This window comes from Thermobispora bispora DSM 43833, from assembly GCF_000092645.1.
GTDB classification, from domain to species: domain Bacteria; phylum Actinomycetota; class Actinomycetes; order Streptosporangiales; family Streptosporangiaceae; genus Thermobispora; species Thermobispora bispora.
The window spans coordinates 1,976,543-1,998,529 of sequence record NC_014165.1 but is presented as its reverse complement, the minus strand read 5'-3'; the positions used below and the strand labels follow the sequence as shown (position 1 = coordinate 1,998,529).

Here is a 21,987-nt window from a genome sequence, read left to right as displayed (position 1 = left end):
GGCGGTCACCCCGAGAGCGCGGCGGCCTCGACGTGGAACGCCGTGATCAGCAGCGCGGCGAGCAATACCGCGATCAGCAGCCAGCTCACCGCGATGATCACGGTGGATCTGCGCGGGCCGCCGCGGACGGCCCACCAACGGCGCCGGCGCCGCCCGCGCGCCACGCGCTCGCTGAACGACTCGAGCCTGGCGGCGAACTCGGGGTCCTCGTCGGTGAGGTGCCGCTCGATCATCGCGAGGATTCGCTCGTCATCCTGCGACCAGGCCATGGCGCAACTCTCCCGAAGGCAACGTGGTGTGCCCTCTTTTTGCCCTGTGATCAAGATCATTAGCCCTGGTTTGCCCGGCCATTTCGATCATCGCCGCGCTTGCGATCTCATCGAAAGTTTGTTCTAATCGCATCATGCGCTGGGAGAACCTCCGCGTGTCGGATGATGGGGCGGGCGGCGACGCCATTCCGCTGCTGCCGCGCGGCGCCGTGGCCCAGACCTTCGACACACCGGGGTTCCGGGGCATCACGTTCTACGAGATCCACGCACGCTCGATCATCAACCGCGTCCCCGCCGGCAGCCGGGTCCCGTTCGAGTGGACCATCAACCCCTACCGCGGGTGCAGCCACGCCTGTGTTTACTGCTTCGCCCGGAAGACCCACGAGTACCTGGATCTGAACGCCGGGCCGGACTTCGACTCGAAGATCATCGTCAAGGTGAACGCGGCCGAGCTGCTCCGCAAGGAGCTCGCCGCGCCGTCCTGGAGCGGCGGGCACATCGCCATGGGCACCAACGTCGACTGCTATCAGCGGGCGGAGGGCCGCTACCGGCTGATGCGCGGCATCCTGACCGCGCTCCGCGACGCGGCGAACCCGTTCTCCATCCTGACCAAGGGCTCGCTCATCCTCCGCGACCTCGACCTGCTGACCCAGGCCGCCGAGGTGACTCGGGTGAGCGCGAACGTGTCGGTCGGGTTCACCGGCGACGACGACCTGTGGCGCGCGGTCGAGCCGGGAACGCCCAGCCCGCGCACCCGGCTGGAGGTGTGCGCCACGCTCAACGCGCACGGCATCCCGTCCGGCGTGCTGATGGCCCCGATCCTCCCGTACCTGACCGACTCACCGCGGCGGCTCCGGGAGACCGTCCGGCGGATCGCGGAGACCGGGGCCACCTCCGTGACGCCGCTCGTGCTGCACCTCAGGCCCGGCGCCCGCGAGTGGTTCATGACCTGGCTGTCCCGGGAGCACCCGGGGCTCGTCCCCCGCTACCGCGAGCTGTACGGCCGGGGCGCCTACGCCCCCAAGGCGTACCAGCAGCGGATCGTCCAGCGGGTGGCCGAGCTCGCCGAGGAGTACGGCATCGGCCGGTCCACCCCGCGCGCCGCCCGGCGCATCCCGCCGCCGCCACCGGGCCCGGCGGCCGTGCCCCGTGCGACCGAGCCGGAACAGCTCTCCCTGCTCTGAGCGCGGAGTGGCGCACCCGTCGGTTGGAGCGCCCGTGTGATCTCACGCGCGGCCGTGCCGCCGGAGCACGGCGGCGACCCGTCCGGCGCCGTGACCGGCGGCGGACGACCGCGTCCGGCGCTCCCGGTTCCGCGCTCCCCTGGCCTCAGGCACGGCCACCGCGCCTCGCTTCCCGGGAGACGTCGCCGCCGATCCGTCTCCGCCGGCGATACGGCCCGGGCACGCGGCGGCCCGGCCCGGAGCGGCGGCACCGCCGTACCGCGCGGCAGGCCGCCCGGCATGCCCGCGATCCAGGACAACCCGGACGCGGGATCCGCCGTCACACAGAGAGAAGATCCATCACCATCGGACGGGGGAACCGGGTGAGCGTGGCACGGCGGGCGACGTCGACGCTCCAGCGTGCCGTCAAGGCGCTCTGGCGGGCGCTCACCGCGCCGGGCGGGCGTCGTGCCCGCTCCGCGCCGCCGGCGGGCGGTGACCGGGTGCGCATCCTCCTGCTGCACGCCAACGGCATGGGCGGGACGATCCGCGCGGTCTTCCACCTCGCCGGATACCTCGCCCGGACCCGGGACGTCGAGATCGTGAGCGTGATCCGGGAAAGCGCGGAGCCCTTCTTCCCCGTGCCGCCCGGCGTGCGCATCCGCTACCTGGACGACCGGCTCGGCGGCCGCAACGGGCTGCTGTCCCGCCTGCCCAGCGCGCTGGTGCCGAAGGACGAGGCGGCCTACCACCGGTTCACGCTCCGCACCGATCTCGCCCTGGCCCGGTACGTCCGATCCGTACGGGACGGCATCCTCATCGGCACCCGCCCCGGCCTGAACCTGATCATGGCGCGGTTCGCGCGGCCGGAGGTCGTCACCGTCGCCCAGGAGCACGCGAACCTCGCCAGCCACCGGCCCTCGGTCCGCCGGCAGATCGGGCTCTGGTACGGCAGGCACGACGCGGTGGTCACCCTCACCGCGGCCGACCTGGGCACGTACACGCGCGGCTTCGAACGCTCCGGTAGACCTCGGCCGCGGGTGCTCACCCGGATCCCCAACGCCGCGACCCCGCTCGACGGCGGCCCCTCTCCCCTCACCGAGAAGACGGTGATCACCATCGGCCGGCTCGCCCACGCCAAGGGCCACGACATGCTGATCAAGGCGTGGGCGCACGTCGCGGCCCGGCACCCGGACTGGACCCTGCGCATCGTCGGCGACGGACCGCGCCGCAAACCGCTCCAGGAGTCGATCGCCGCGATGGGCCTCACCGGACGGGTGGTGCTCGCCGGGCGCATCCGCGACGTCGCCGCCGAGCTCGAGAAGGCCTCGATCTTCGTGCTCAGCTCCCGGCGCGAGGGCATGCCGCTCGTCATCCTGGAGGCCATGGGCAAAGGGGTGCCGGTGGTGAGCTTCGACTGCCCGACCGGGCCGGCCGAACTGATCACCCACGGCCACGACGGGCTCCTGGTCGAGATGGGAGACGTCCGCAGGCTGGCCGACGCGATCTGCACCCTCATCGAGGACGAGGAGCTGCGGCGCCGGATGGGGGCCCGGGCCGTGCGCACCGCGGCGGGCTACGACCTCGGCTCGATCGGGCGGCAGTGGGACCGCCTCCTCACCGGCCTCGCGGCGGCACGGCGGCCGGGCACGGCTCCTCGCGCGGCCGATGCGAGAGGTGCGCCGTTCCGGCCGGGGGCCGGTTGATCGGCCGCCCCGCGGCCGGAGCCGAGGCGGTGCGCTTCAGCCCGCCGGTCGTGGTGGCTTGGGACAAATATCCTGCCCAACCATGGATCGGCCGATCTACCTGCGGCGGAAGGCCGATTCCTAGCCTGTCCGGCATGGACGACGCAGCGCTATCACTCACCTCGGTGACCAAGAGCTTCGGCTCCGTGCGCGCGGTGGACGGCCTCACGCTCACCGTTCCCCGGGGCCAGACCGTCGCCCTGCTCGGGCCGAACGGGGCGGGCAAGTCGACCACCATCGCCGTGCTCCTCGGGCTCCTGCCCCCGGACAGCGGCGAGGTGACCCTGTTCGGCGGTCCCCCCGAGCATGCCGTACGGCTGGGCCGCGTCGGCGCCATGCCCCAGGTGGGCGGCCTGATCTCCCGGGTCACCGTGCGGGAGCTCCTGACCTTCGTGGCCGGCGCCTACCCCAGGCCACTCCCCCTCGACCACGTGCTCGCCCTCGCCCGCATCACCGAGCTCCGCGACCGCCGGGTGGACCGGCTCTCCGGCGGCCAGGCCCAGCGGGTGCGGTTCGCGATGGCCGTCATCGGCGATCCCGACCTGATCGTCCTCGACGAGCCCACCGCCGCGCTCGACGCCGGGGCGAGACGGCGGTTCTGGCACGGCATGCGGGACCTGGCGGACCAAGGCAAGACGATCCTGTTCTCCACCCACTACCTCGAGGAGGCCGACGAGCACGCCGACCGGATCGTCGTCATCGACCGGGGCCGGTTGGTGGCGGACGGCACCAGCGCCGAGATCAAGCGGATGGCCGCGCTGACCACGGTGCGGGTGACGGCGCGCGGCGACGTCGCCTGGCTCGGGACGCTCCCCGGGGTCCGCCACCTGGAGGTCCAGGGAGACCGCGTGCACCTGCACAGCAGTGACCCCGACGCCACCGTGGTGGCGCTCGCCCAGGCGGGAGCGGTGCGGGACATCGAGGTGACCCCCGCCGACCTGGAGGACGCGTTCATCGCGCTCACCGCGAAGGAGACGGTGTGATGATCGGCTACCTCAGGCTCGAGCTCATCCGGACCGCCCGGGACGGCGGCTATGTGATCTTCGGCGTCGCCATGCCGGTGATCATGTACCTGATCTTCACCGGCCTCGGTCTCGTCCCCGGTGACCGGCGGGACGCCGTCATCGCCGTCATGGTGAACATGGCCGCGTACGGCGCGCTGGGCAGCGCGTTCACCAACGCCAGCGGCCTCGCCGAAGACCGGGCGGCCGGGTGGCTGCGCCAGCTTCGCCTCACCCCGCTCCTCCCCCGCCAGGTGGTGGCGGGAAAGGTCGCCGCCGGCATGGCCGTCACGGTGCCCGCGATCGGGGCGGTGCTCCTCACCGGTGCCCTGGTCGACGACGTCAGCCTCGCCGCCGGGCGGTGGCTCGCCCTCGTGGCGCTGCTGTGGGCGGGGGCGGCCCCGTTCGCCCTGTTCGGGCTTGCGAACGGCTACCTGCTGTCCGGTCAGGCCACCGCGCTGGCCAACACCGCGATCATGCTGGGCTTGTCGATCATCGGGGGCCTCTGGGTGCCCGTCGGCACGTTCCCCGGCTGGCTCCGCGCGATCGCCGAGTGGACCCCGTCGTACGGTTACGCGTCCCTGGCCCGGCAGGCCGCCTTCGGCGAGCTCCCGGGGCTGCGCGAGCTCGCCGTGCTCCTCGCGTGGCTGGCGGTGTTCGGGCTCTTCGCCGGGTACGGCTACCGCCGGGCCGGGCGCACGGTCTGACGGATCTCGGCGGCGCCATGCCATCATCGCGGCTCATGGGGGCGAACCATTGGCTCGACCCGCTCCGCGAGGGCGAACGGGGACCGGACGCGAAGGGCATGTACATGTGGGCCGCCCTCAGCGCCGGCCCGGTGTGGGACATCGCGCACGGCCGCTCGCACCCCGTGTGGCTCGCCGTTCCGGCGGTGCTCGCCGCGGCGGCCGGCTACCTGGTCACCGTTCACCTCGCCTTCTCCGACCGCAGGCGGGCCCAGCTGCACGCGCTCCCCCTCCTCGCCGCCGTCGTGCTCCCCTCCGTGATCGGATTCCAGGGGAACTGGTTCTACCTGCAGGTGATGCTCGCCATCGCGGTGGGCACGGCGATCACGACGCGATGGTTGCCGATCGTCGGGCTCGTGCTGTGCGGTGTGACGTTCGCCGTCAGGTTCGCCACCGGGGGGACGGTCGGCGAGTCGCTGGTGCTGGTGTGGAGCGTCGCCACCGCGGCCCTCATCCCGGCGATGATCATCAGGCTCTGGGAGGCGATCCGGGAGCTGCAGCGCACCCGGGAGGAGCTCGCCGAGCTCGCGGTCGCCGAGGAGCGGCTCCGGTTCGCCCGCGACCTGCACGACCTGCTCGGGCACACGCTCTCCGTCATGGTGGTGAAGGCGGAGGCGGTACGGCGCCTGGCCCCGCGCGACGGCCAGGAGGCGGCACGGCAGGCCGCGGACATCGAGGAGATCGGCCGCAAGGCGCTCGCCGAGGTGCGCGCCGCCGTCACCGGATACCGGGGGAAGGGTTTCGCCGCCGAGCTCGCGTCCGCCCGGAAGGTGCTCGCCGACGCCGGCATCACCGCCGTGCTCCGCGTCGCGGAGGTACGGATCCCGCCGGAGGCCGGAGCGCTGCTCGGCTGGGCGGTACGGGAAGGCGTGACGAACGTGATCCGGCACAGCGGCGCGCGCCGCTGCGAGATCGAGCTGCGCACCGGGGACGAGGGCCTGGCGCTGGAGATCCGCGACGACGGCTCGGGGAACGGTGCGGCCGCCACCGCCGGAGCACCCACCGCCCGGCGGCGTGGCACGAGCGGCGGCGCCCCGGAACCCCGCCGCGGCCATGGACTGGTCGGCCTGCGCGAGCGGCTCGCCGCCGTGGGCGGCACGCTGGAGGCGGGCCCGCTCGCCGGCGGCGGGTTCCTGCTCCGCGTGACGGTGCCGTACGAGGGGGATGACCACCCGTGATCACCGTGCTGCTCGCCGAGGACCAGGGCATGATGCGGGGCGCGCTCGCCCTGCTCCTCGGGATGGAGGAGGACATCGAGGTCGTCGCCCAGGTCTCCTCCGGGGACGAGGTCGTGCCCGCCGCGCTCGCGGCCCGGCCCGACGTGGCGTTGCTCGACATCGAGATGCCCGGCCGGAGCGGGCTCGACGTCGCGGCCGAGCTGCGGGACCGTCTCCCGTCGTGCAGGGTGCTGATCCTCACGACCTTCGGGCGGCCCGGGTACCTGCGCCGGGCGATGGAGGCGGGCGCCCGCGGGTTCCTGGTCAAGGACGGCCCGGTGGAGGAGCTGGCCGGCGCGATCCGCCGGGTGCTCCGCGGTGAGCTGGTCGTGGACCCGGAGCTCGCGGCCGCCGCGCTCAGCGCCGGGCCGAACCCGCTCACCGAACGGGAACGCGAGGTGCTCGCCGCCGCGGCCGATGGCGCCACCGTCGCCGACATCGCGGCCCGGCTCCACCTGTCGGAGAGCACGGTCCGCAACTACCTGTCCTCGTCGATCGGCAAGACCGGTACCCGCAACCGGATAGAGGCGGCCCGGGTGGCCCGCCACAACGGCTGGCTGTGAACGGTCACTGGACGTCGAACTCGTTCCCCTCCGGGTCGGCCATGGTCACGTGGCGGAACCCGTGTTCCTCCACGACCCGGAGCACCCTGGCGCCGAGCCGCTCGAGCCGGGCCACCTCGGCGTCGAGCCGCTCCGGGCCGGCGTGCAGATCGATGTGGAGGCGGTTCTTGCCGGTCTTCGGCTCGGGAACCGCCTGGAAGAGGATCCGCCGTCCCAGCCCGATGCCGGTGTCCGGGTCGACCGGGTCGCCGGGGTGCCGCACCGCGCACAGCCGCCGCCACGCCCTGTGGTCGGGTGTCACCATGCCCTCGCCGATGACGCCCTCGCGGAGCAGCCGTTCGATCAGCGGCCGGCAGTCCTCCACCTCATAGCCAAGGGCCTCGGCCCAGAAGGCGGCCTGCCGGTGTGGATCGGCGCAGTCGACGACGAGCTTCCAGTGCAGGGCCATGCGACAAGACATTGCCGATCACCGGCCGGTGACACCGGGTGATCGCGGATTCCCGGGACGCCGGGGCGCGGGCCCGCCGGTGGGCGCCACCGGCGCGAAGGGCCGCCGGGGCCACCACGGTGCCCGGTGAGCGCATGGGACCGCGCCCGGCCGCACCGGGTCCCGGCACACCGCGGTCCGCACCGGGTCCCGCACGCCACGGTCCGCACCGGGTCCCCGCACCCGCGGTCCGCACTGAAGCCGGGCGCGCACCCGGCGTCGCCCAGGCCTCCGCCGGGAGTGCCGCGGCCACCCGGGCGCGGCCGGTCCGGATGCGGCAGCGCCCGCGCTCGGCGCCGGCGGTGACATTCTGGGCATCGGCGTGCCCCGGGTCAGGGCTCCTTCCGGGCGAAGAACCCCGCGGCATAGGTCACCGCGGCGAGGGCCCGCTGCCCCTCGGCGCTGGGGTGGAAGTAGTCCCACTTGCTCACGTGCTTCAGCGTGAACGGATAGGAGAAGACGGCGCCGCCGTCGTAACGGCACCGCGGGCCGTACGCCTGGCACGCCCGGCGGAGCTGCTCGTTGTACGCCATCACCCGCTCACGGACCTGGTCGCGCCGGATCCGGTCCTGCTTGGCGGTGGACGTCGGTTTGGCGAGCATCGACGGGCAGACCCTGCCGAGCGTCCAGAAGCCCCGGGCCCAGCGGTTGTCCTTGCCGATCCGCCACAGCCGCTTCAGGTCCGGGATGCTGGCGATGAACACCCGCGCCCCGGTGGGCTTGAGCACGCGCAGCGCCTCGTCGATCCGGCTCCGGTAGGTGGCGACCGGCGTCATCCGGTCCGGTGACGAGCGGCACGCGTCCTGGGCGCCGATGAGGATCGTGACGTAGTCCGCCCCCCGCTCGGCCGCCTTGCGCGCCTGCCGGGGCAGGTCGGCGCTGGTCGCGCCCGGCACCGCGAAGTTCAGGTTGTGCCCTCTCAGCCGCGGGGAGAGGCGGAGCAGCCGGGCGTAGTGGCTCTTCACCGACGCGTGGCCACCCGTGGACCAGGACCGTGAGGTGCACGGCACGAACCACCCGCAGGCGTTCACCCCCGCGCTGATCGAGTCACCGAGTGCGGCCATGACCGTGGGAACATCGGGCGCGGCCGCCGCCGGGGCGAGCAGCGACGGCGCCACCAGAACCGGCACGATCTTCGACAGCATCAGCACCTCCGGCTGCACCACGCTAGGGACCGCCGGGAGGTGCGCTCCAGCTCTTCCGCGCCGGACACCCCGTTCCCTGACCGAGTCGCTATCGGCGCTTGACACCGCGGCCCGGCGCCCTACCGGCGAGGGGGGCGTGCCGAACATGGACAGAGGCTGCGTAAAGTGATGCGGGTGAGCATCGCCCTGATCCGTCCCCTAGTGGTCCGCACGGTCGCGGTGACAGATCCCCGCGATCTCCTCGCTCACCTTCCCGGCACCGCACCGTACGCCTGGATCAGGCGCGGTGAGGGCCTCGTCGGCTGGGGAGTGGCGGCCCGCGCCGAGGTACCCCCCGGGCCGGGCCGGTTCGATTGGGCCCGGGAGTGGCTGGCGTCCCTGTTCGAGGGGGCGCGGATCGATGACCAGGTCGGCCTCCCCGGGTCGGGGCCGGTCGCGTTCGGCTCGTTCACCTTCGACCGGGACGTGCCCGGCTCGGTGCTGGTCGTGCCCCGGGTCGTGCTCGCCCGGCGGCAGGGCCAGGCCTGGCTGACCACCATCGGCGAGGCCGAGACGCTCCCCGTGGCCCCGGCGACCGAGCCCGGCCGGATCCGGTACGGCGACGGCACGCTGAGCGCGCCCGAGTGGCAGCACGTGGTGGCGCAGGCCGTCGCGAAGATCAAGGCCGGCGTGCTGGACAAGGTGGTCCTCGCCCGTGACCTCCGCGCCACGGCGGAGCGGGAGATCGACCCGCGGGCGCTGCTCGCCCGGCTCGCCGACCGGTACCCGGAGTGCTACACGTTCTCGGTCGACGGGCTGGTCGGGGCCACCCCCGAGCTGCTGGTCCGGCACATCGGCCGGTCGATCGAGTCGCTGGTGCTCGCCGGCACGGTCTCCCGCGGCACGGGGCCGGCCGAGGACGCCGCGCGCGCCGCCGAGCTGTACGCCTCGGCCAAGGACCGGGAGGAGCACGGCTACGCCGTGGCCTCGGTCCGGCAGGCCCTCGCCCCGCTCTGCGCCGAGCTGCACGTGCCGGACGAGCCCGACCTGCTCGTGCTGCCGAACGTGCAGCACCTCGCCACCCGGATCACCGGCCGGCTCTCCGACGGCGCCTCCGTGCTCGACGTGGTGGCGGCCATGCACCCCACGGCCGCGGTCGGCGGCACGCCCACGGACGCCGCCATCGAGGTGATCCGCGAGCTGGAGGGCATGGACCGGGGCAGGTACGCGGGCCCGGTCGGCTGGATCGACTCCCGGGGCGACGGCGAGTGGGGCATCGCGCTGCGCTGCGCGGAGGTCTCGGGGCGGGAGGCCCGGCTGTTCGCCGGGTGCGGCATCATGGGCGGCTCCGACCCGGCCGCCGAGCTCGCCGAGGCGCAGGCGAAGTTCCGGGTCATGCAGTACGCGCTGGAGGGCTGAGCCGGCGGGCGGTGCGGCGGCTCAGCCGGGCAGGTAGACCAGGCCGCCCTGGGCGGTCGTGGCCCGCCCGGCGGTCGCGGTGGCGAGCCACTCCTCGAACGACGGCAGCAGGTGCCGGGCCACCGCGACCTCGAAGGTCACCCGGGCGCCGTAGTCGACGCTCCTGAGCCGGTACGGCGAGGCGCGCAGGTCGTTCTCCAGGCGCCCGGCCTGGGCGTGATCGACGGTCACCGTGACGAGCGAGGCCGGGACCATCTCCACCGGCATGGCCCGGTCGAGCGCGGCCCCGACCGCCCCGCCGTACGCGCGGGCGAGCCCGCCGGCGCCGAGGAGGATGCCGCCGAAGTACCGGGTGACCACGGCGACGATGTCCGCGTAGCCGCGCCGGATGAGCATCTCGAGCATGGGCGTGCCCGCGGTCCCGCCCGGCTCGCCGTCATCGTCGGACCTGCGCGGCCCACCCGCGATCACGTAGGCGGAGCAGTTGTGGGTGGCGTCCGCGTGGCGCCGCTTGCGCTCGGCGATGAACGCCTGCGCCGCCTCCTCCGACTCGGCCGGGGCGAGCGCGCAGATGAACCTGGACCGTCGGATGACCGTCTCGTGTTCGACGACGTCCTTGATCGTCCGGTATGTCGCGGCCACGGGAGCAGATTATCCGGGCCGGTACCGCTCCCCATCCCCGGCGCCTACCGCACTCCGCCGGACCGGCCGGCTCCGTGCCGGGCTGCCTGAGGCGTTCTCTTGGCCGGTCGCCGGTGTGTGGGGCTGAGGCGAGAATGGAAGGGCCGGATCGCGTGCCACGACCCAGCGCCTTTACGTTGTAGATCAGGTATAGCGTCCGCCGTACGGCGAGACCGTGGGCGGGCACCCGGTGCGGCGAACCGGCCGAAGCCGGGTGCGGCGGACCGGCCGCCCGCAGGCGGCGAGCCTGACCGGGCGCGCCCGCCCGCCGCCAGAGGTGACGTGGCCGCGCCGCGCGGAACGAGCCGCTCGCGATTCAGGGTGAGCCGTGGCCGGGGCTCAGAACGGACATCGCTCGTCCCCCGCGAGCCGGTCCGCACCGATGACCGCCCGGCCCCGCCGAATGGGCGATTTTGAAAATCGTTTTCACTCATGCCAAGGTATGGGCCATATGTCCACACGAGCACCCGCTGATCGAGCGACACCGGTGGCGCCGGGGCTCCCGGCCCCGCCCGTCCGGCTCCCCGGAACCGGCGATCTCCCTGCCAGGCCGCGGGTACGGCACCGCCGTCGGGCGGCCGGCATCGCGGCCGCGGCACCGGGCCGGGGCGCGGCCGGGCCGTGCGGGACCCGCCTCGCCGGCGGGCCGGAGGAGATCGCCCGGATCCGCCCGGAGGTGGTGCGATGAGCGGGCCGGTGCCGTCCGCGCCGCGGCCGGCGCTCCCGGTGCGCGGCCACGTCCTCGCCGCCGTGGTGTGCGGCTGGCTGAGCGCGGCCGGGCTGTGCCTGTGCTACCTGGGCATCGGTGGCCTGATCGACGCTGTGACGGCGGGCGGCGCGATCGGGTGGCGCGGGCCCGGGCTCATGGGGGCCGGGATCGCCCTCGCCGTCGCCGGGGCGCTCGGCCGGGGACACGCGAGCGGGGCGGGCGAGGCCACCGCCGAGATCGCGGTGCGGGAGCGGATCCATGAGGCGATCCTCGCCCGCGGCCCGCTCGGCAGGTCCAGGCCGGCCCGTGGCCCGGTCACGGGATCGCTCGCCTCCCTCGCCACCGAGGGCGCCGCCAAGGTCGCGGCGTGGCGCGGCGGCTTCCTCGGCGAGCTCATCGCGGCGGTCACCACCCCGCTCGTCGTGGTGGCGGTCGTCGCGGTGGTCGCCGACCCGGCCGCGGCGGCCGCGCTGCTCGCGGTGGTGGCCGCGGTGCCGCTGGTGATCGGCGGGTTTCAGCGGCTGTTCCGCACCTCCACGGCCGGCTACCAGGCCCAGTCCCGGCGGCTGGCGGCGCAGTTCCTCGAGTCCATCCAAGGGCTCCGGCTCCTCACCCTGCTCGGCGCGGCCGGGCGGCGGTCCCGGCTGCTCGCGGAGGAGAGCGAGCGGCACCGGCGGGCCACGATGCGCCTGCTCGCGGGCAACCAGGTCGTGCTGCTCGTCACCGACGTGGCCTTCTACGGGGCGCTGATCGGGGCGGGTACCGCGGTCGCGCTGGTACGGCACGCCGCGGGCGCGATCTCCCTGGGCACCGCGATCGCGCTCGTGCTGATCTCGCTGCTGCTGACCGAGCCGATCGGCGTCGTGGGCCGGTTCTTCTACATCGCCATGGCGGGCCGGGCGGCGGAACGCCAGGTGGTCCACGCCATCGCCGGCGCGGGTGAGCGCCGTGCCGTACCGCCGCCGGAGGCGGGCGACGGCGAGGCCGCGGTGGAGCTGGCAGGGGTCGTCGCCGGGTACGGTGACGGCCCGGCCGTGCTCGACGGGGTCGATCTGCGGGTCGGGCACGGGGAGATGGTGGCGCTGGTCGGCCCGTCGGGGGTGGGCAAGTCAACGCTGCTGTCGGTGCTCGCCGGGGAGCTCGCGCCCCGGGCGGGGACGGTCCGGCTCTCCGCGCCCGGCGGCGGGCCGGCGCGGGCCGTGCTCGTCCCGCAGCGCGCCTGGCTCTTCACCGGCACCGTGGCGGGCAACCTGCGGCTCGCCGACCCGGACGCCGACGAGGAGCGGATGTGGTGGGCGCTGCGGCAGGCGCACCTGGCCGAGGAGGTGGAGGCGATGCCGGGCGGGCTCGACGCGCGCGTCGGCGAGGAGGGGCTCACGCTCTCCGGCGGGCAGGCGCAGCGGCTGGCGCTCGCCCGCGCGCTGCTCACCGACGCCGACGTGCTGCTGCTCGACGAGCCGACCGGCCACATCGACGGCCGTTCCGAGCGGCTCATCATCGACACGCTGCGGCGGCTGCGCGGCACGCGGACCATCCTCGTGGCCACGCACTCCGCGGCGGTGATGGAGGTCGCCGACCGGGTGGTCGAGCTCGCCGCGGCACGGGAGGTGGCGCGATGATCCGCCGGCTCGCCGCGTTCGCCCGGCCGTTCGCGGTCCCGCTCGCCGCCTCCACCGCGCTGCGCGTCGTCCACCTCGGCCTGGGGATCGGCCTGCTCGCGTTCGCCGTGCACGCGGTCGCGCAGGCCCGCGGCGGGAACGCGCCGGACGCCGCGGCCGTCCTCGGGCTCATCCTGCTGCTCGCCACGGCGAAGGGCGCGGCGCGCTACGGCGAGCAGTACCTCGGGCACTGGGTGGCCTTCACCGTGCTGGCCCGGCTGCGGACCGTCTTCTTCGACGCAATCGCCCGGCAGCCGCCGGGCGTGCTCCACCGGCACCGCTCCGGCGACCTCACCGCCCGGGCCACCCAGGACGTCAACCGGATCGAGGTGTTCTACGCGCACACGGTCGCCCCGGCGATCGCCGCCGCGGTGGTCTCCCTCGGCGCGGCCGGGTACCTGGCGGTGGCCGCCCATCCGGCGCTCGCGGCGATCCTGCTCGCCGGGGCCGCCCTCTCCGGCCTCGCCGTACCGGCGCTGTGGCGCGGGCGGCTCCGGGAGGTGGCGGGGCGGCGGCAGCACGTCCGCGGGCAGATCGCCGCGCACATCACCGACACCATCGGCGGGCTGCGGGAGCTGATCCAGCTGCGCGCCCTCGACCGCCGGCGGCGGCGCCTCGGCGAGCTCGACGCCGAGGCGGGCTCGTGCACCCGCACGCTGGCCGCGCGCACCGCGGCCCGCCGCGCGGCCAACCTGGCCGTGCTCGCGCTGACCGCCTGCGCCGTGGCGCTCGCCGGGGCGCACCTGTGGCGGGACAGGCGGATCGACCAGCAGGCCTGGTGGGTCGCGATCGCGATCGCCGTCGCCCTGGAGCCCGCGCTCACCGCGGTGGAGGCGTTCGCGAGCGAGTTCGGCACCACGTTGGCGGCCGCGCGGCGGTTCTTCGCCATCGTCGACGCCGCGCCCGCACCGGAGCCGGAGCACCCGTGCCCGGCCGCCCCGCCGCGGAACCCGGCGGGCGCGGAGGTGCGGCTGCGCGGGGTCCGCTTCGCGTACCCGGGCCCGGGCGGCCATGCCGTGCCGGTGCTCGACGGCATCGACCTCGACCTCCCCGCGGGTTCCACGACGGCGATCCTCGGGGCGACCGGCAGCGGCAAGTCCACGCTGGGCTACCTGCTCGCCCGCTGCCTCTCCCCCACGGCCGGCACGATCACCGTGGACGGCGCCGACCTGCGCGACCTGCCCGAGGACGAGCTGCGGCGCCGGGTGGCGCTCGTCGACCAGCGGCCGTTCTTCTTCTCGGGCACCATCGCCGAGAACCTCCGGCTCGCCCGGCCCGACGCGGGCGAGGCCGAGCTGTGGCACGTCATCGACGCCGTCGAGCTCGGCGACACCGTCCGGGCGCTCCCCGACGGGCTGCACACCCGCCTCACCGAGCGCGGCGCCAACCTGTCCGGCGGCCAGCTGCAGCGCCTCGCCCTCGCCCAGGCGCTGCTGCGGCGCCCCGCCCTGCTGATCTGCGACGAGGTCACCGGCCAGCTCGACGCCGCGACGGAGGCCCGCCTCCTCGACCGGCTCCGCCCGGAGCTGGCCGGTTGCACCACCGTCTGGATCACCCACCGCCCGGCGACCCTCCACCTCGCCGACCAGGTCGTGGTCCTCGAGGACGGCCGCGTCACCGAGACCCGGAGCGGCAGGGCCGGGGCGGCCCGGCCCACCGGAGGGTGATCCGTACGGCACGCTAGGCCGCCCCCAGGCGCACGGCATGCCTGGGCGCCGACCTGGGCTCCGGCGCGCGGACCTCACGAGGAGGACACGTCCCGCACGGGCCTCACGAGGAGGGCAAGCCCAGCGGTGGCGGCGGCCTCGCCCCGGGCTCGGATGCGCGGGCCGCACCCTTGTCCGGCCGGCGGGTCCGGGGCGGGAGGGCGCGGCCACGGCTCGGCTCGTCCAGTGGTGCGGAGGGCTCGCGCGGTACCCCGGAGCGGAGACCGGACGGGCCCGGCCGCGCCCCGTGGGCGGCCGGGCCCGTGATCGGCCATGCGGTTGTTGGGTCTTTGTTGTGTGGGGTGAGGAGCGGTAGGCCAGGTGATCACCCGGCCCGCTCCTTTACGTCGTAGATTCCTGAGGCGCCCGCGCCAGCTCATGGGCGAGCTCCTCCAGCTCCGCTCCCCCGGCCATCAGCGAGGTGAGCTCCTCCTTGCTGATGTCGGACTTGGTGTACTCCCCGAGGCTCGCGCCGCGGTTGAGGACGAGGAAGCGGTCGCCGATCGGATAGGCGTGGTGCGGGTTGTGGGTGATGAACACCACGCCCAGCCCGCGGTCCCGCGCCTGGGCGATGTACCGGAGCACCACGCCCGCCTGCTTCACCCCGAGCGCGGAGGTCGGCTCGTCGAGGATGAGCACCCGGGCGCCGAAGTAGACCGCGCGGGCGATCGCGACCGACTGGCGCTCCCCGCCGGAGAGCGTGCCGACCGGCTGGTCCACGTCCCGGATGTCGATGCCCATCCGGCGCAGCTCCTCGCGGGCGACCCGCTTGGCCATGGCCACGTCGAACTTGCGGAACTTCGTCACCGGCTCCGAGCCGAGGAAGAAGTTCCGCCACACCGACATCAGCGGGATCATCGCGAGGTCCTGGTAGACGGTCGCGATGCCCCGGTCGAGCGCGTCCCGCGGCCCGGAGAACGCAACCGGCTCGCCGTCCACCAGGTACTCCCCCGAGTCCGGGCGGTGGACGCCGGAAAGGATCTTGATGAGCGTGGACTTGCCGGCGCCGTTGTCGCCGAGCACGCAGGTGACCTCGCCGGCGTTCACCCGCATCGACACGTCGCGCAGCGCGATCACGCTGCCGAAGATCTTGCCGACCTTCCGGGTCTCCAGCAGGGACGTCACCGCCGCGCCTCCTCCGCGTACTTCCGCACCAGGCTGTTGGTGAGCGTGGCGAGCAGCAGCATCGCGCCGAGGAAGAACTTGAACCAGTCGGCGTCCCAGCCGGCGAAGACGATGCCCTTGTCCGCCATGCCGAAGATGAGCGCGCCGATCGCCGCCCCCACGGGCGAGCCGTACCCACCGGTCAGCAGGCAGCCGCCGATCACGGCCGCGACGATGTAGATGAACTCCTGGCCGATGCCGGCGTTCGCCTGCACCGAGGCGAACCGGAGCGCGAGGATCGAGCCGACCAGCCACGCCGCCCCCGCGGTCGTCATGAACAGGGCGATCTTCACCCGCGCCGCGGGCACCCCGACCGCCCGGGCGGCGCGCTCGTCGCCGCCCACCGCGAACACCCAGTTGCCGGGCCTGGTCCGGGTCAGCACGTAGGTGGCGATGGCGGTGACCGCGAGCCACCACAGGATCGCGATCCGGAAGTCGGTGCCGCCGATGGTCACCGAGCCGGCGAACACCGCGTGCGCGCTCTCGTACCCGGACGCGTCCCGCAGGCCGCCCACCTGGACGGTGCCGGTGAGCGCCTTGGTCACGCCGAGGTTCAGGCCCTGCAGCATCAGGAACGTGCCGAGGGTGACGATGAAGCTCGGCAGCTTGGTGCGCACCACCAGCAGGCCGTTGAGGAACCCGATGAGCAGGGCGACGGCCAGGCTGGCCAGCATGGCGGCCCAGACGTTCCAGCCCGCCTGGGTGGCGAGGGTGACCACGATCAGGCCGCAGGTGCCGGTGAGCACGCCGGCCGACAGGTCGAACTCGCCCCCGATCATCAGCAGGGAGATCGCCACGGCCATGATGCCGAGGGTCGACGCGGGATCGAGCCAGTTCGCCACGCCGTCGGCCGACCGGAACACCGGCGACTGAGCGGCGAAGAAGCCGAACACCGCGATCGCGCCCACGACCGACCCCAGCTCCGGCCGGATGACCATGCGGCGCAGCCAGCCGGTGTGCCAGATCCGTTCGTCACGTGCGACGGCCGTCATCCAAACCCTCCGTTGGCCACAGACCCTCCGCCGGCCACGCGCGTCACCGGGTGCCGCCGCTCGCGAGCTGAGCCACCTGGGCGGCGTTCTCCTTGGTCACGAAGCCCGGGCCGGTGTGGACCGGCAGCCCGCCGCCGACCGTGTTGAGGTTCTGCTTGTAGAGGTAGAGGAAGGTGATCGGCAGCCAGCCCTGCAGGTACTGCTGCTGGTCCACGGCGAAGAGGATCTCGCCGTTCTGGATCGCGCTCACCACGTCGCCGGACAGGTCGAAGGTGGCGAGCGTCACCGAGGAGCCGAGCTCCTTGATCGCGTCCCGGGCGGCGATGGCCACGGCCGGGTTCAGGGTCAGCACCCCGTTGAACGACGAGTCGCTCTGCAGCTTCGCCTTGATCTTCGAGGTGACGCCGGCGAGGTCGTTCACGTCGACCTGGAGCCGCTCCACGGTGCCGCCGAGCGTCTGGGTGGCGCCGTTGCAGCGCTGGTCGAGCCCGATGTTGCCGGCCTCGTGGATCACGCAGATCAGCTTGGTGACGCCGGCCTCCTTGAGCTTCTCACCCGCGCCCTGGCCGGCAACCTCCTCCGACTGGCCGACGTGCGTGATCGCGCCGTACTCCTTGGACTTGTCCGCCCCCGAGTTGATCGTGATGACCGGAATGTTCGCCGCGACGGCCTTGGCGATCGACTCCTTGAGCGCCTCGGGGTTGGCCATCGAGACCACAAGGCCGTCCACCTTCTCGCTCACCGCCTGGTCGATGAGCTGGGACTGCTTCGCCGGGTCGCCGTCGCTCTGGTAGTTGACGGTCACGCCGTACTGCTTGGCGGCGGCCTCGGCGCCGTTCTTCACCACATCCCAGAAGGCGTCACCGGCGGAACCATGGGTGATCACCGCGAACTTGGCGGCGGGCGCCTGGGCGCCTTCGCTCTGCGCCGCCGCACCCTGCTGATCACCGTTGCCACTGGAACAGCCGGTCAGCGCGCCGAGCAGGACGGCGGCGACCACGATGATCTTCCGCTTCATCACTTCCTCCTCACGTCGGCTCCTGCCCCCCCGTGAGATCGCTGGTGCTTGTTTTTAACCGCTATGTGAAATCAATGTCAATACTTTGTCCTGACAATATGACTTTCTCATTGCCGATGATTGTCCGGACATCTTGACGTCGGTTAGGATCAAGTCGTCGAGGAGGACGAGCACGATGGGGCACTTGGAGATCGAACTCGACCGGTCGAGCCCGGTCCCCCTCTATTTCCAGGTCGCCGAGCAGATCTCGGAGGCGATCAGACGGGGCGACCTTGCCCCTGGCTCACGGCTCGACAACGAGATCCTCCTCGCCGACCGGCTCGGGCTCTCCCGGCCCACGGTCCGCCAGGCGATCCAGTACCTCGTCGACAAGGGCCTGCTCGTCCGCAAGCGCGGGGTCGGCACCCAGGTGGTGCACGGGCAGGTCAAGCGGTCGGTGGAGCTCACCAGCCTCTACGACGACCTCCGCCGCGCCGGCCAGAAGCCGTCCACCCGGGTGCTGTCGTTCGAGCGGGTGAGCGCCGACGAGGCGATGGCGGAGACCCTCGGCCTCGAGCCCGGGACCGAGCTCGTCCACATCCAGCGGCTGCGCTACGCCTCGGGGGAGCCGCTCGCCATCCTGCGGAACTGGCTGCCCGCCGGGCCGGCCCAGCTCACCGCGGAGGCCCTGGAGGAGCACGGCCTCTACGAGCTGCTCCGGGCGGCCGGGATCAGGTTGCGGGTGGCGAACCAGCGGATCGGGGCGAAGGCGGCGAGCGCCGCCGAGGCGCGCCTGCTCGGCGAGCGCCGGGGCGCCCCGCTGCTCACCATGGTCCGCACCGCGTACGACGACCAGGGCAAGGCGGTCGAGCACGGCTCGCACGTCTACCGCGCCTCGCACTACTCCCTGGAGGTCACGCTCATCGAGCGCTGAGGCGCCGCCGGCGCGGGCGCGGCCGCCCTGGCCAGCCGGCGCTTCACCACGACCGTGGTGATCAGCCCGGCGGCCACCGCGAGGGCCAGACCGGCCCAGGAGAACCCCTTCAGCCACCGGTCGGCCACCACGCCGAGGTAGTAGATCGCGGCCGTGGTGCCGCCCGCCCACACGATCCCGCCGCTCACGTTCGCCACCAGGAACCGCCAGTACGGCAGGCGCAGCGCGCCGGCCAGCGGGCCGACGAGGATGCGCAGCAGCGCCACGAACCGCCCGAAGAAGACCGCCCACACCCCGTACCGGTGGAAGAGGCGCTCGGCCTTGGCGATCTGCTCGGGGCCGAAATGGCGCGGGAAGCGCCGCCCGAGCCGGTCGAAGAGCGGCGCCCCGCCCTTGTACCCGATGAAGTAGCCGATCGAGTCCCCCACGATCGCGCCGGCGCTCGCGTACACCCCGACGAGGACCGGGCTCACCACCCCCTGGGACGAGAGCAGGGCCGCGCTCACCAGCATGATCTCGCCCGGGAGCGGGATGCCGAGGCTCTCCAGGGCGATGATCACGCCCACGAGCACGTACACCCAGGTCGCGGGGATGGCCTGCAGCCACTCGTCGACGTGCATCCGTTCCTCCTCGACGGCCGGCGGACCCCGCCCATTCTGCCGTGCCGCCCGCGCTGTGCCATCCCACAGGCGGACGGGTTCCGGCGCGCCCGGGATCCGACCGGAGGAGCACCCGTCCTCCACCGGGGGCGGCAACGCCTCCCGGGCGCTATCCCCGGATCGCCGCGCGCACCGCGTCGCGCATCGCCGCGTGGATCGCCGCGTTCCGCTCGCGGTCGGTGCGCACCTCGACGAGCCGCAGCCCGTCCCCCTTGATCGCCCGCGGCAGCTCGCCGATGTCGCCGACGAGCGTGTACGGCAGGCCGTGGGCGGCCGCGACATGGCCGAGGTCGACGCCGTGCGGGGTGCCGAACACCCGCTCGAACGGGGCCCGGAGCGCCGCCTGGGGCAGCAGCGAGAAGATGCCGCCCCCGTCGTTGTTCACCACCACCAGGCACAGGTCGGGGCGGGGCTCCTGCGGGCCGATCACCAGGCCGTTCTGGTCGTGCAGCAGGGAGAGGTCCCCGAGCAGCGCGTAGCAGGGGCCGTTGTGCGCGAGCGCCGCGCCGATCGCCGTGGAGACCAGGCCGTCGATGCCCGACGCGCCCCGGCCGGCCATCACCCGCACGCCGCGCCGCGGCCGCATGGTCTGGTCGAGGTCCCGGATCGGCATGGACGAGCCGCAGAACAGCAGCGAGCCGTTGGGCAGCAGGTCCACCAGGTCCCGGGCGAGGCGGGGCTCGCTCAGGCCGGTGGAGTCGAGCACCTCGTCGAGCGCCTGCCGCGCCAGCCGCTCGGCGTTCCGCCACGAGCGCAGCCAGTCGTCCCCGCCGGACGCGATCGGGATCTCCACGGCCTCGACCACCTGCGTGGCCGACCGGGTCGGGTCCGGCCACCGGGTGAGGTCGCCGGTCACCACGATGTGCTCCCCCGCGGTCCGCAGCCACGACAGCAGGGGGCGGGAGAGCCCGGGGCGGCCGAGGGTGACCACCACGTCGGGCCGGTGCGCCTCGGCGAAGGCGGGATCCCCCAGGAGGAAGTGGTAGGTGGAGATCGCCGTGTCGCCGTACCGCCCGTTGCCGTTGGGCTCGGAGAGCACCGGCCACCCGGCCATCCCGGCCGCGGCCACGTAGCGCCGGACGTTGGTCGCGCCGTCGCCGATGACGAGCACGCCCCGGCGGACCGGCGGGAGGTGGAGGGCCGGCGCGGGCGGGGCGACCCGGGTCCGCACCCAGGCGCCGGTGGCGTCCCCGCCGAGCGGCTCGCACCAGTTCGTGTCCCCGTCGGGGATGAGCGGCTCCCGGAAGGCGAGGTTGAGGTGGACCGGGCCGGGGTCGGACGGCCCGAGCGCCCGGTGGTAGGCGCGGGCGACGAGCGACCGCCAGTAGGCGACCTGGCCGGGCCGCTCCTCGGGCACGCCGACCTCGGCGAACCACCGCACCGCGGAGCCGTACAGCTTGATCTGGTCGATCGTCTGGTTCGCCCCGGTGCCGCGCAGCTCGGGCGGCCGGTCGGCGGTGAGCACGAGCAGGGGCACGCCGGCCTCGGACGCCTCGATGACGGCCGGGTGGAGGTTGGCCGCGGCCGTGCCCGAGGTGCAGATGACGGCGACCGGCCGCTCGGAGCGCTTGGCCAGCCCCAGGGCGAGGAAGGAGGCCGAGCGCTCGTCGATGCGGACGTGCAGCCTGAGGCGCGGCTCGTTGTGCACCGCGAGGGCGAGCGGCGCCGAGCGGGAGCCGGGGGCGAGCACCACGTCGGTCATCCCGCAGCGGACCAGCTCGTCGACGAGCACGGTCGCGAGCGCGGTCGCCGGGTTCACGGCCGCTCCCCGGGGGAGTGCCGGGCGGCGGTCAGGGTCCCGAGCACGGGATTCCTCCTCCGTGCGGCGTCTGCTGGGGGTCGGAGCGGATCAGGGGATCACGGGCGGCGGGGGAACTTGGAGAAGTCCGGGGCGCGCTTCTCCTTGAACGCGTCCCGGCCCTCCTGCGCCTCCTCGCTCATGTAGTACAGGAGCGTGGCGTCACCGGCGAACTGCTGCATCCCGGCGGCGCCGTCGGTGACCGCGTTGAGCGCGCCCTTGAGCATCCGCAGCGCGAGCGGCGACTTCTGCAGCAGCTCGCGCGCCCACCGGACGGTCTCCTCCTCCAGCTTCTCCAGCGGGACCACCGCGTTGACCAGGCCCCACTCCAGGGCGGTCTTGGCGTCGTACTGGCGGCACAGGTACCAGATCTCCCGGGCCCGCTTGAGCCCGACGGTCGCGGCGAGCAGCCAGGAGCCGTACCCGCCGTCGAACGAGCCCACCTTGGGGCCGGTCTGCCCGAAGATCGCGTTGTCGGCCGCGATGGTCAGGTCGCAGCAGACCTGGAGCACGTTGCCGCCGCCGATCGCGTAACCGGCGACCATCGCGATGACCGGCTTGGGGCAGCGGCGGATCTGCACCTGCAGGTCCAGCACGTTCAGGCGGCCGATGCCGTGGGTCTTGTCGTCGACGTACCCGTCGTCGCCGCGGATCTTCTGGTCGCCGCCGGAGCAGAAGGCCTTGTCCCCCGCCCCGGTGAGGATGATCACACCGATCGAGGTGTCCTCCTGGGCGATCCGGAAGGCCTGGCTGAGCTCGAAGAGCGTCGTGGGGCGGAACGCATTATGCCGCTCGGGGCGGTTGATCGTGATCTTCGCGATGCCCTCGGCGGTCTCGTAGATGATGTCCTCGTACTCACCAGACCGCTTCCAGTCGACCGCACTCGACACACGCGCTCCTTTTCCACTCACTCGCCGACGGGACATCGGCGGCACCATACCCGGACTAACCTTAC

Annotated in this window: 20 protein-coding genes; 10 read left to right on the top strand and 10 right to left on the bottom strand. The window is 73.7% G+C overall.

Annotation, left to right across the window (positions count from 1 at the left end; all coding sequences use genetic code 11):
• Positions 1–5: 5 nt before the first annotated feature.
• Positions 6–269, bottom strand: a complete 264-nt coding sequence (locus TBIS_RS08595) for a DUF3040 domain-containing protein (protein WP_013131972.1) — start codon at positions 267–269, stop codon at positions 6–8.
• A gap of 134 nt (positions 270–403) precedes the next feature.
• Here TBIS_RS08595 and TBIS_RS08590 point away from each other — a divergent pair, with 134 nt between their 5' ends.
• The 6 genes from TBIS_RS08590 to TBIS_RS08565 all read left to right on the top strand — a co-directional run bounded on the left by TBIS_RS08590 (position 404) and on the right by TBIS_RS08565 (position 6,704).
• Positions 404–1,453, top strand: a complete 1,050-nt coding sequence (locus TBIS_RS08590) for an Rv2578c family radical SAM protein (protein WP_013131971.1) — start codon at positions 404–406, stop codon at positions 1,451–1,453.
• A gap of 362 nt (positions 1,454–1,815) precedes the next feature.
• A complete protein-coding gene (locus tag TBIS_RS08585) occupies positions 1,816–3,138 on the top strand; it encodes a glycosyltransferase family 4 protein (protein ID WP_013131970.1) in 1,323 nt (440 codons plus the stop codon).
• 134 nt (positions 3,139–3,272) lie between these two features.
• Complete coding sequence (locus TBIS_RS08580; protein WP_013131969.1) at positions 3,273–4,160, top strand: ABC transporter ATP-binding protein; 888 nt, start codon at positions 3,273–3,275, stop codon at positions 4,158–4,160.
• Positions 4,160–4,885 carry an ABC transporter permease gene (locus TBIS_RS08575; protein ID WP_013131968.1) on the top strand — a complete coding sequence of 242 codons (726 nt, stop codon included), beginning with the start codon at positions 4,160–4,162 and terminating at the stop codon, positions 4,883–4,885. The genes TBIS_RS08580 and TBIS_RS08575 overlap by 1 nt, the downstream gene beginning before the upstream one ends.
• A 35-nt stretch (positions 4,886–4,920) precedes the next feature.
• On the top strand, positions 4,921–6,102 hold the full coding sequence (locus TBIS_RS08570; protein WP_050760475.1) for a sensor histidine kinase: 1,182 nt from the start codon (positions 4,921–4,923) through the stop codon (positions 6,100–6,102).
• Complete coding sequence (locus TBIS_RS08565; protein WP_013131966.1) at positions 6,099–6,704, top strand: response regulator transcription factor; 606 nt, start codon at positions 6,099–6,101, stop codon at positions 6,702–6,704. The genes TBIS_RS08570 and TBIS_RS08565 overlap by 4 nt, the downstream gene beginning before the upstream one ends.
• Before the next feature lie 4 nt (positions 6,705–6,708).
• On the opposite strand, the gene TBIS_RS08560 is transcribed toward TBIS_RS08565, so the two are convergent.
• Positions 6,709–7,152, bottom strand: a complete 444-nt coding sequence (locus tag TBIS_RS08560; RefSeq protein ID WP_013131965.1) for a VOC family protein — start codon at positions 7,150–7,152, stop codon at positions 6,709–6,711.
• 371 nt (positions 7,153–7,523) lie between these two features.
• Entirely contained in the window at positions 7,524–8,357 is an 834-nt protein-coding gene (locus TBIS_RS08555; protein WP_241019620.1) for an SGNH/GDSL hydrolase family protein, read from the bottom strand.
• Between the two features lie 147 nt (positions 8,358–8,504).
• Between TBIS_RS08555 and TBIS_RS08550 the strand changes: the two genes are divergently transcribed.
• Entirely contained in the window at positions 8,505–9,734 is a 1,230-nt protein-coding gene (locus tag TBIS_RS08550) for an isochorismate synthase (protein WP_013131963.1), read from the top strand.
• 21 nt (positions 9,735–9,755) lie between these two features.
• On the opposite strand, the gene TBIS_RS08545 is transcribed toward TBIS_RS08550, so the two are convergent.
• The gene (locus tag TBIS_RS08545; RefSeq protein WP_013131962.1) at positions 9,756–10,376 is read right to left on the bottom strand and encodes a YigZ family protein; all 621 of its coding nucleotides are present in this window, start codon (positions 10,374–10,376) and stop codon (positions 9,756–9,758) included.
• Between the two features lie 723 nt (positions 10,377–11,099).
• On the opposite strand from TBIS_RS08545, the gene TBIS_RS08535 reads away from it, so the two are divergent.
• Positions 11,100–12,743 carry an ATP-binding cassette domain-containing protein gene (locus TBIS_RS08535; protein WP_013131961.1) on the top strand — a complete coding sequence of 548 codons (1,644 nt, stop codon included), beginning with the start codon at positions 11,100–11,102 and terminating at the stop codon, positions 12,741–12,743.
• Positions 12,740–14,449 (top strand): ABC transporter ATP-binding protein, encoded by a 1,710-nt coding sequence (locus TBIS_RS08530; RefSeq protein ID WP_013131960.1) that lies wholly within the window; start codon positions 12,740–12,742, stop codon positions 14,447–14,449. The genes TBIS_RS08535 and TBIS_RS08530 overlap by 4 nt, the downstream gene beginning before the upstream one ends.
• A gap of 381 nt (positions 14,450–14,830) precedes the next feature.
• On the opposite strand, the gene TBIS_RS08525 is transcribed toward TBIS_RS08530, so the two are convergent.
• The 3 genes from TBIS_RS08525 to TBIS_RS08515 are packed head-to-tail and all read right to left on the bottom strand — an operon-like array spanning position 14,831 to position 17,662.
• Entirely contained in the window at positions 14,831–15,613 is a 783-nt protein-coding gene (locus tag TBIS_RS08525; protein WP_013131959.1) for an ATP-binding cassette domain-containing protein, read from the bottom strand.
• The gene (locus tag TBIS_RS08520) at positions 15,610–16,644 is read right to left on the bottom strand and encodes an ABC transporter permease (protein ID WP_013131958.1); all 1,035 of its coding nucleotides are present in this window, start codon (positions 16,642–16,644) and stop codon (positions 15,610–15,612) included. Before TBIS_RS08520 ends, TBIS_RS08525 begins: the two co-directional genes overlap by 4 nt.
• Before the next feature lie 43 nt (positions 16,645–16,687).
• Positions 16,688–17,662 (bottom strand): sugar ABC transporter substrate-binding protein, encoded by a 975-nt coding sequence (locus tag TBIS_RS08515; protein WP_013131957.1) that lies wholly within the window; start codon positions 17,660–17,662, stop codon positions 16,688–16,690.
• A gap of 175 nt (positions 17,663–17,837) precedes the next feature.
• Here TBIS_RS08515 and TBIS_RS08510 point away from each other — a divergent pair, with 175 nt between their 5' ends.
• Entirely contained in the window at positions 17,838–18,575 is a 738-nt protein-coding gene (locus tag TBIS_RS08510; protein WP_013131956.1) for a GntR family transcriptional regulator, read from the top strand.
• On the opposite strand, the gene TBIS_RS08505 is transcribed toward TBIS_RS08510, so the two are convergent.
• From TBIS_RS08505 to menB, 3 genes are all read right to left on the bottom strand, one after another.
• Positions 18,542–19,195 carry a DedA family protein gene (locus tag TBIS_RS08505; protein WP_013131955.1) on the bottom strand — a complete coding sequence of 218 codons (654 nt, stop codon included), beginning with the start codon at positions 19,193–19,195 and terminating at the stop codon, positions 18,542–18,544. The two genes, TBIS_RS08510 and TBIS_RS08505, sit on opposite strands and share 34 nt — an antisense overlap.
• A 148-nt stretch (positions 19,196–19,343) precedes the next feature.
• The gene (gene menD / locus TBIS_RS08500) at positions 19,344–20,993 is read right to left on the bottom strand and encodes a 2-succinyl-5-enolpyruvyl-6-hydroxy-3-cyclohexene-1-carboxylic-acid synthase (protein ID WP_013131954.1); all 1,650 of its coding nucleotides are present in this window, start codon (positions 20,991–20,993) and stop codon (positions 19,344–19,346) included.
• A gap of 98 nt (positions 20,994–21,091) precedes the next feature.
• On the bottom strand, positions 21,092–21,922 hold the full coding sequence (gene menB / locus TBIS_RS08495) for a 1,4-dihydroxy-2-naphthoyl-CoA synthase (protein WP_013131953.1): 831 nt from the start codon (positions 21,920–21,922) through the stop codon (positions 21,092–21,094).
• Positions 21,923–21,987 lie beyond the last annotated feature (65 nt).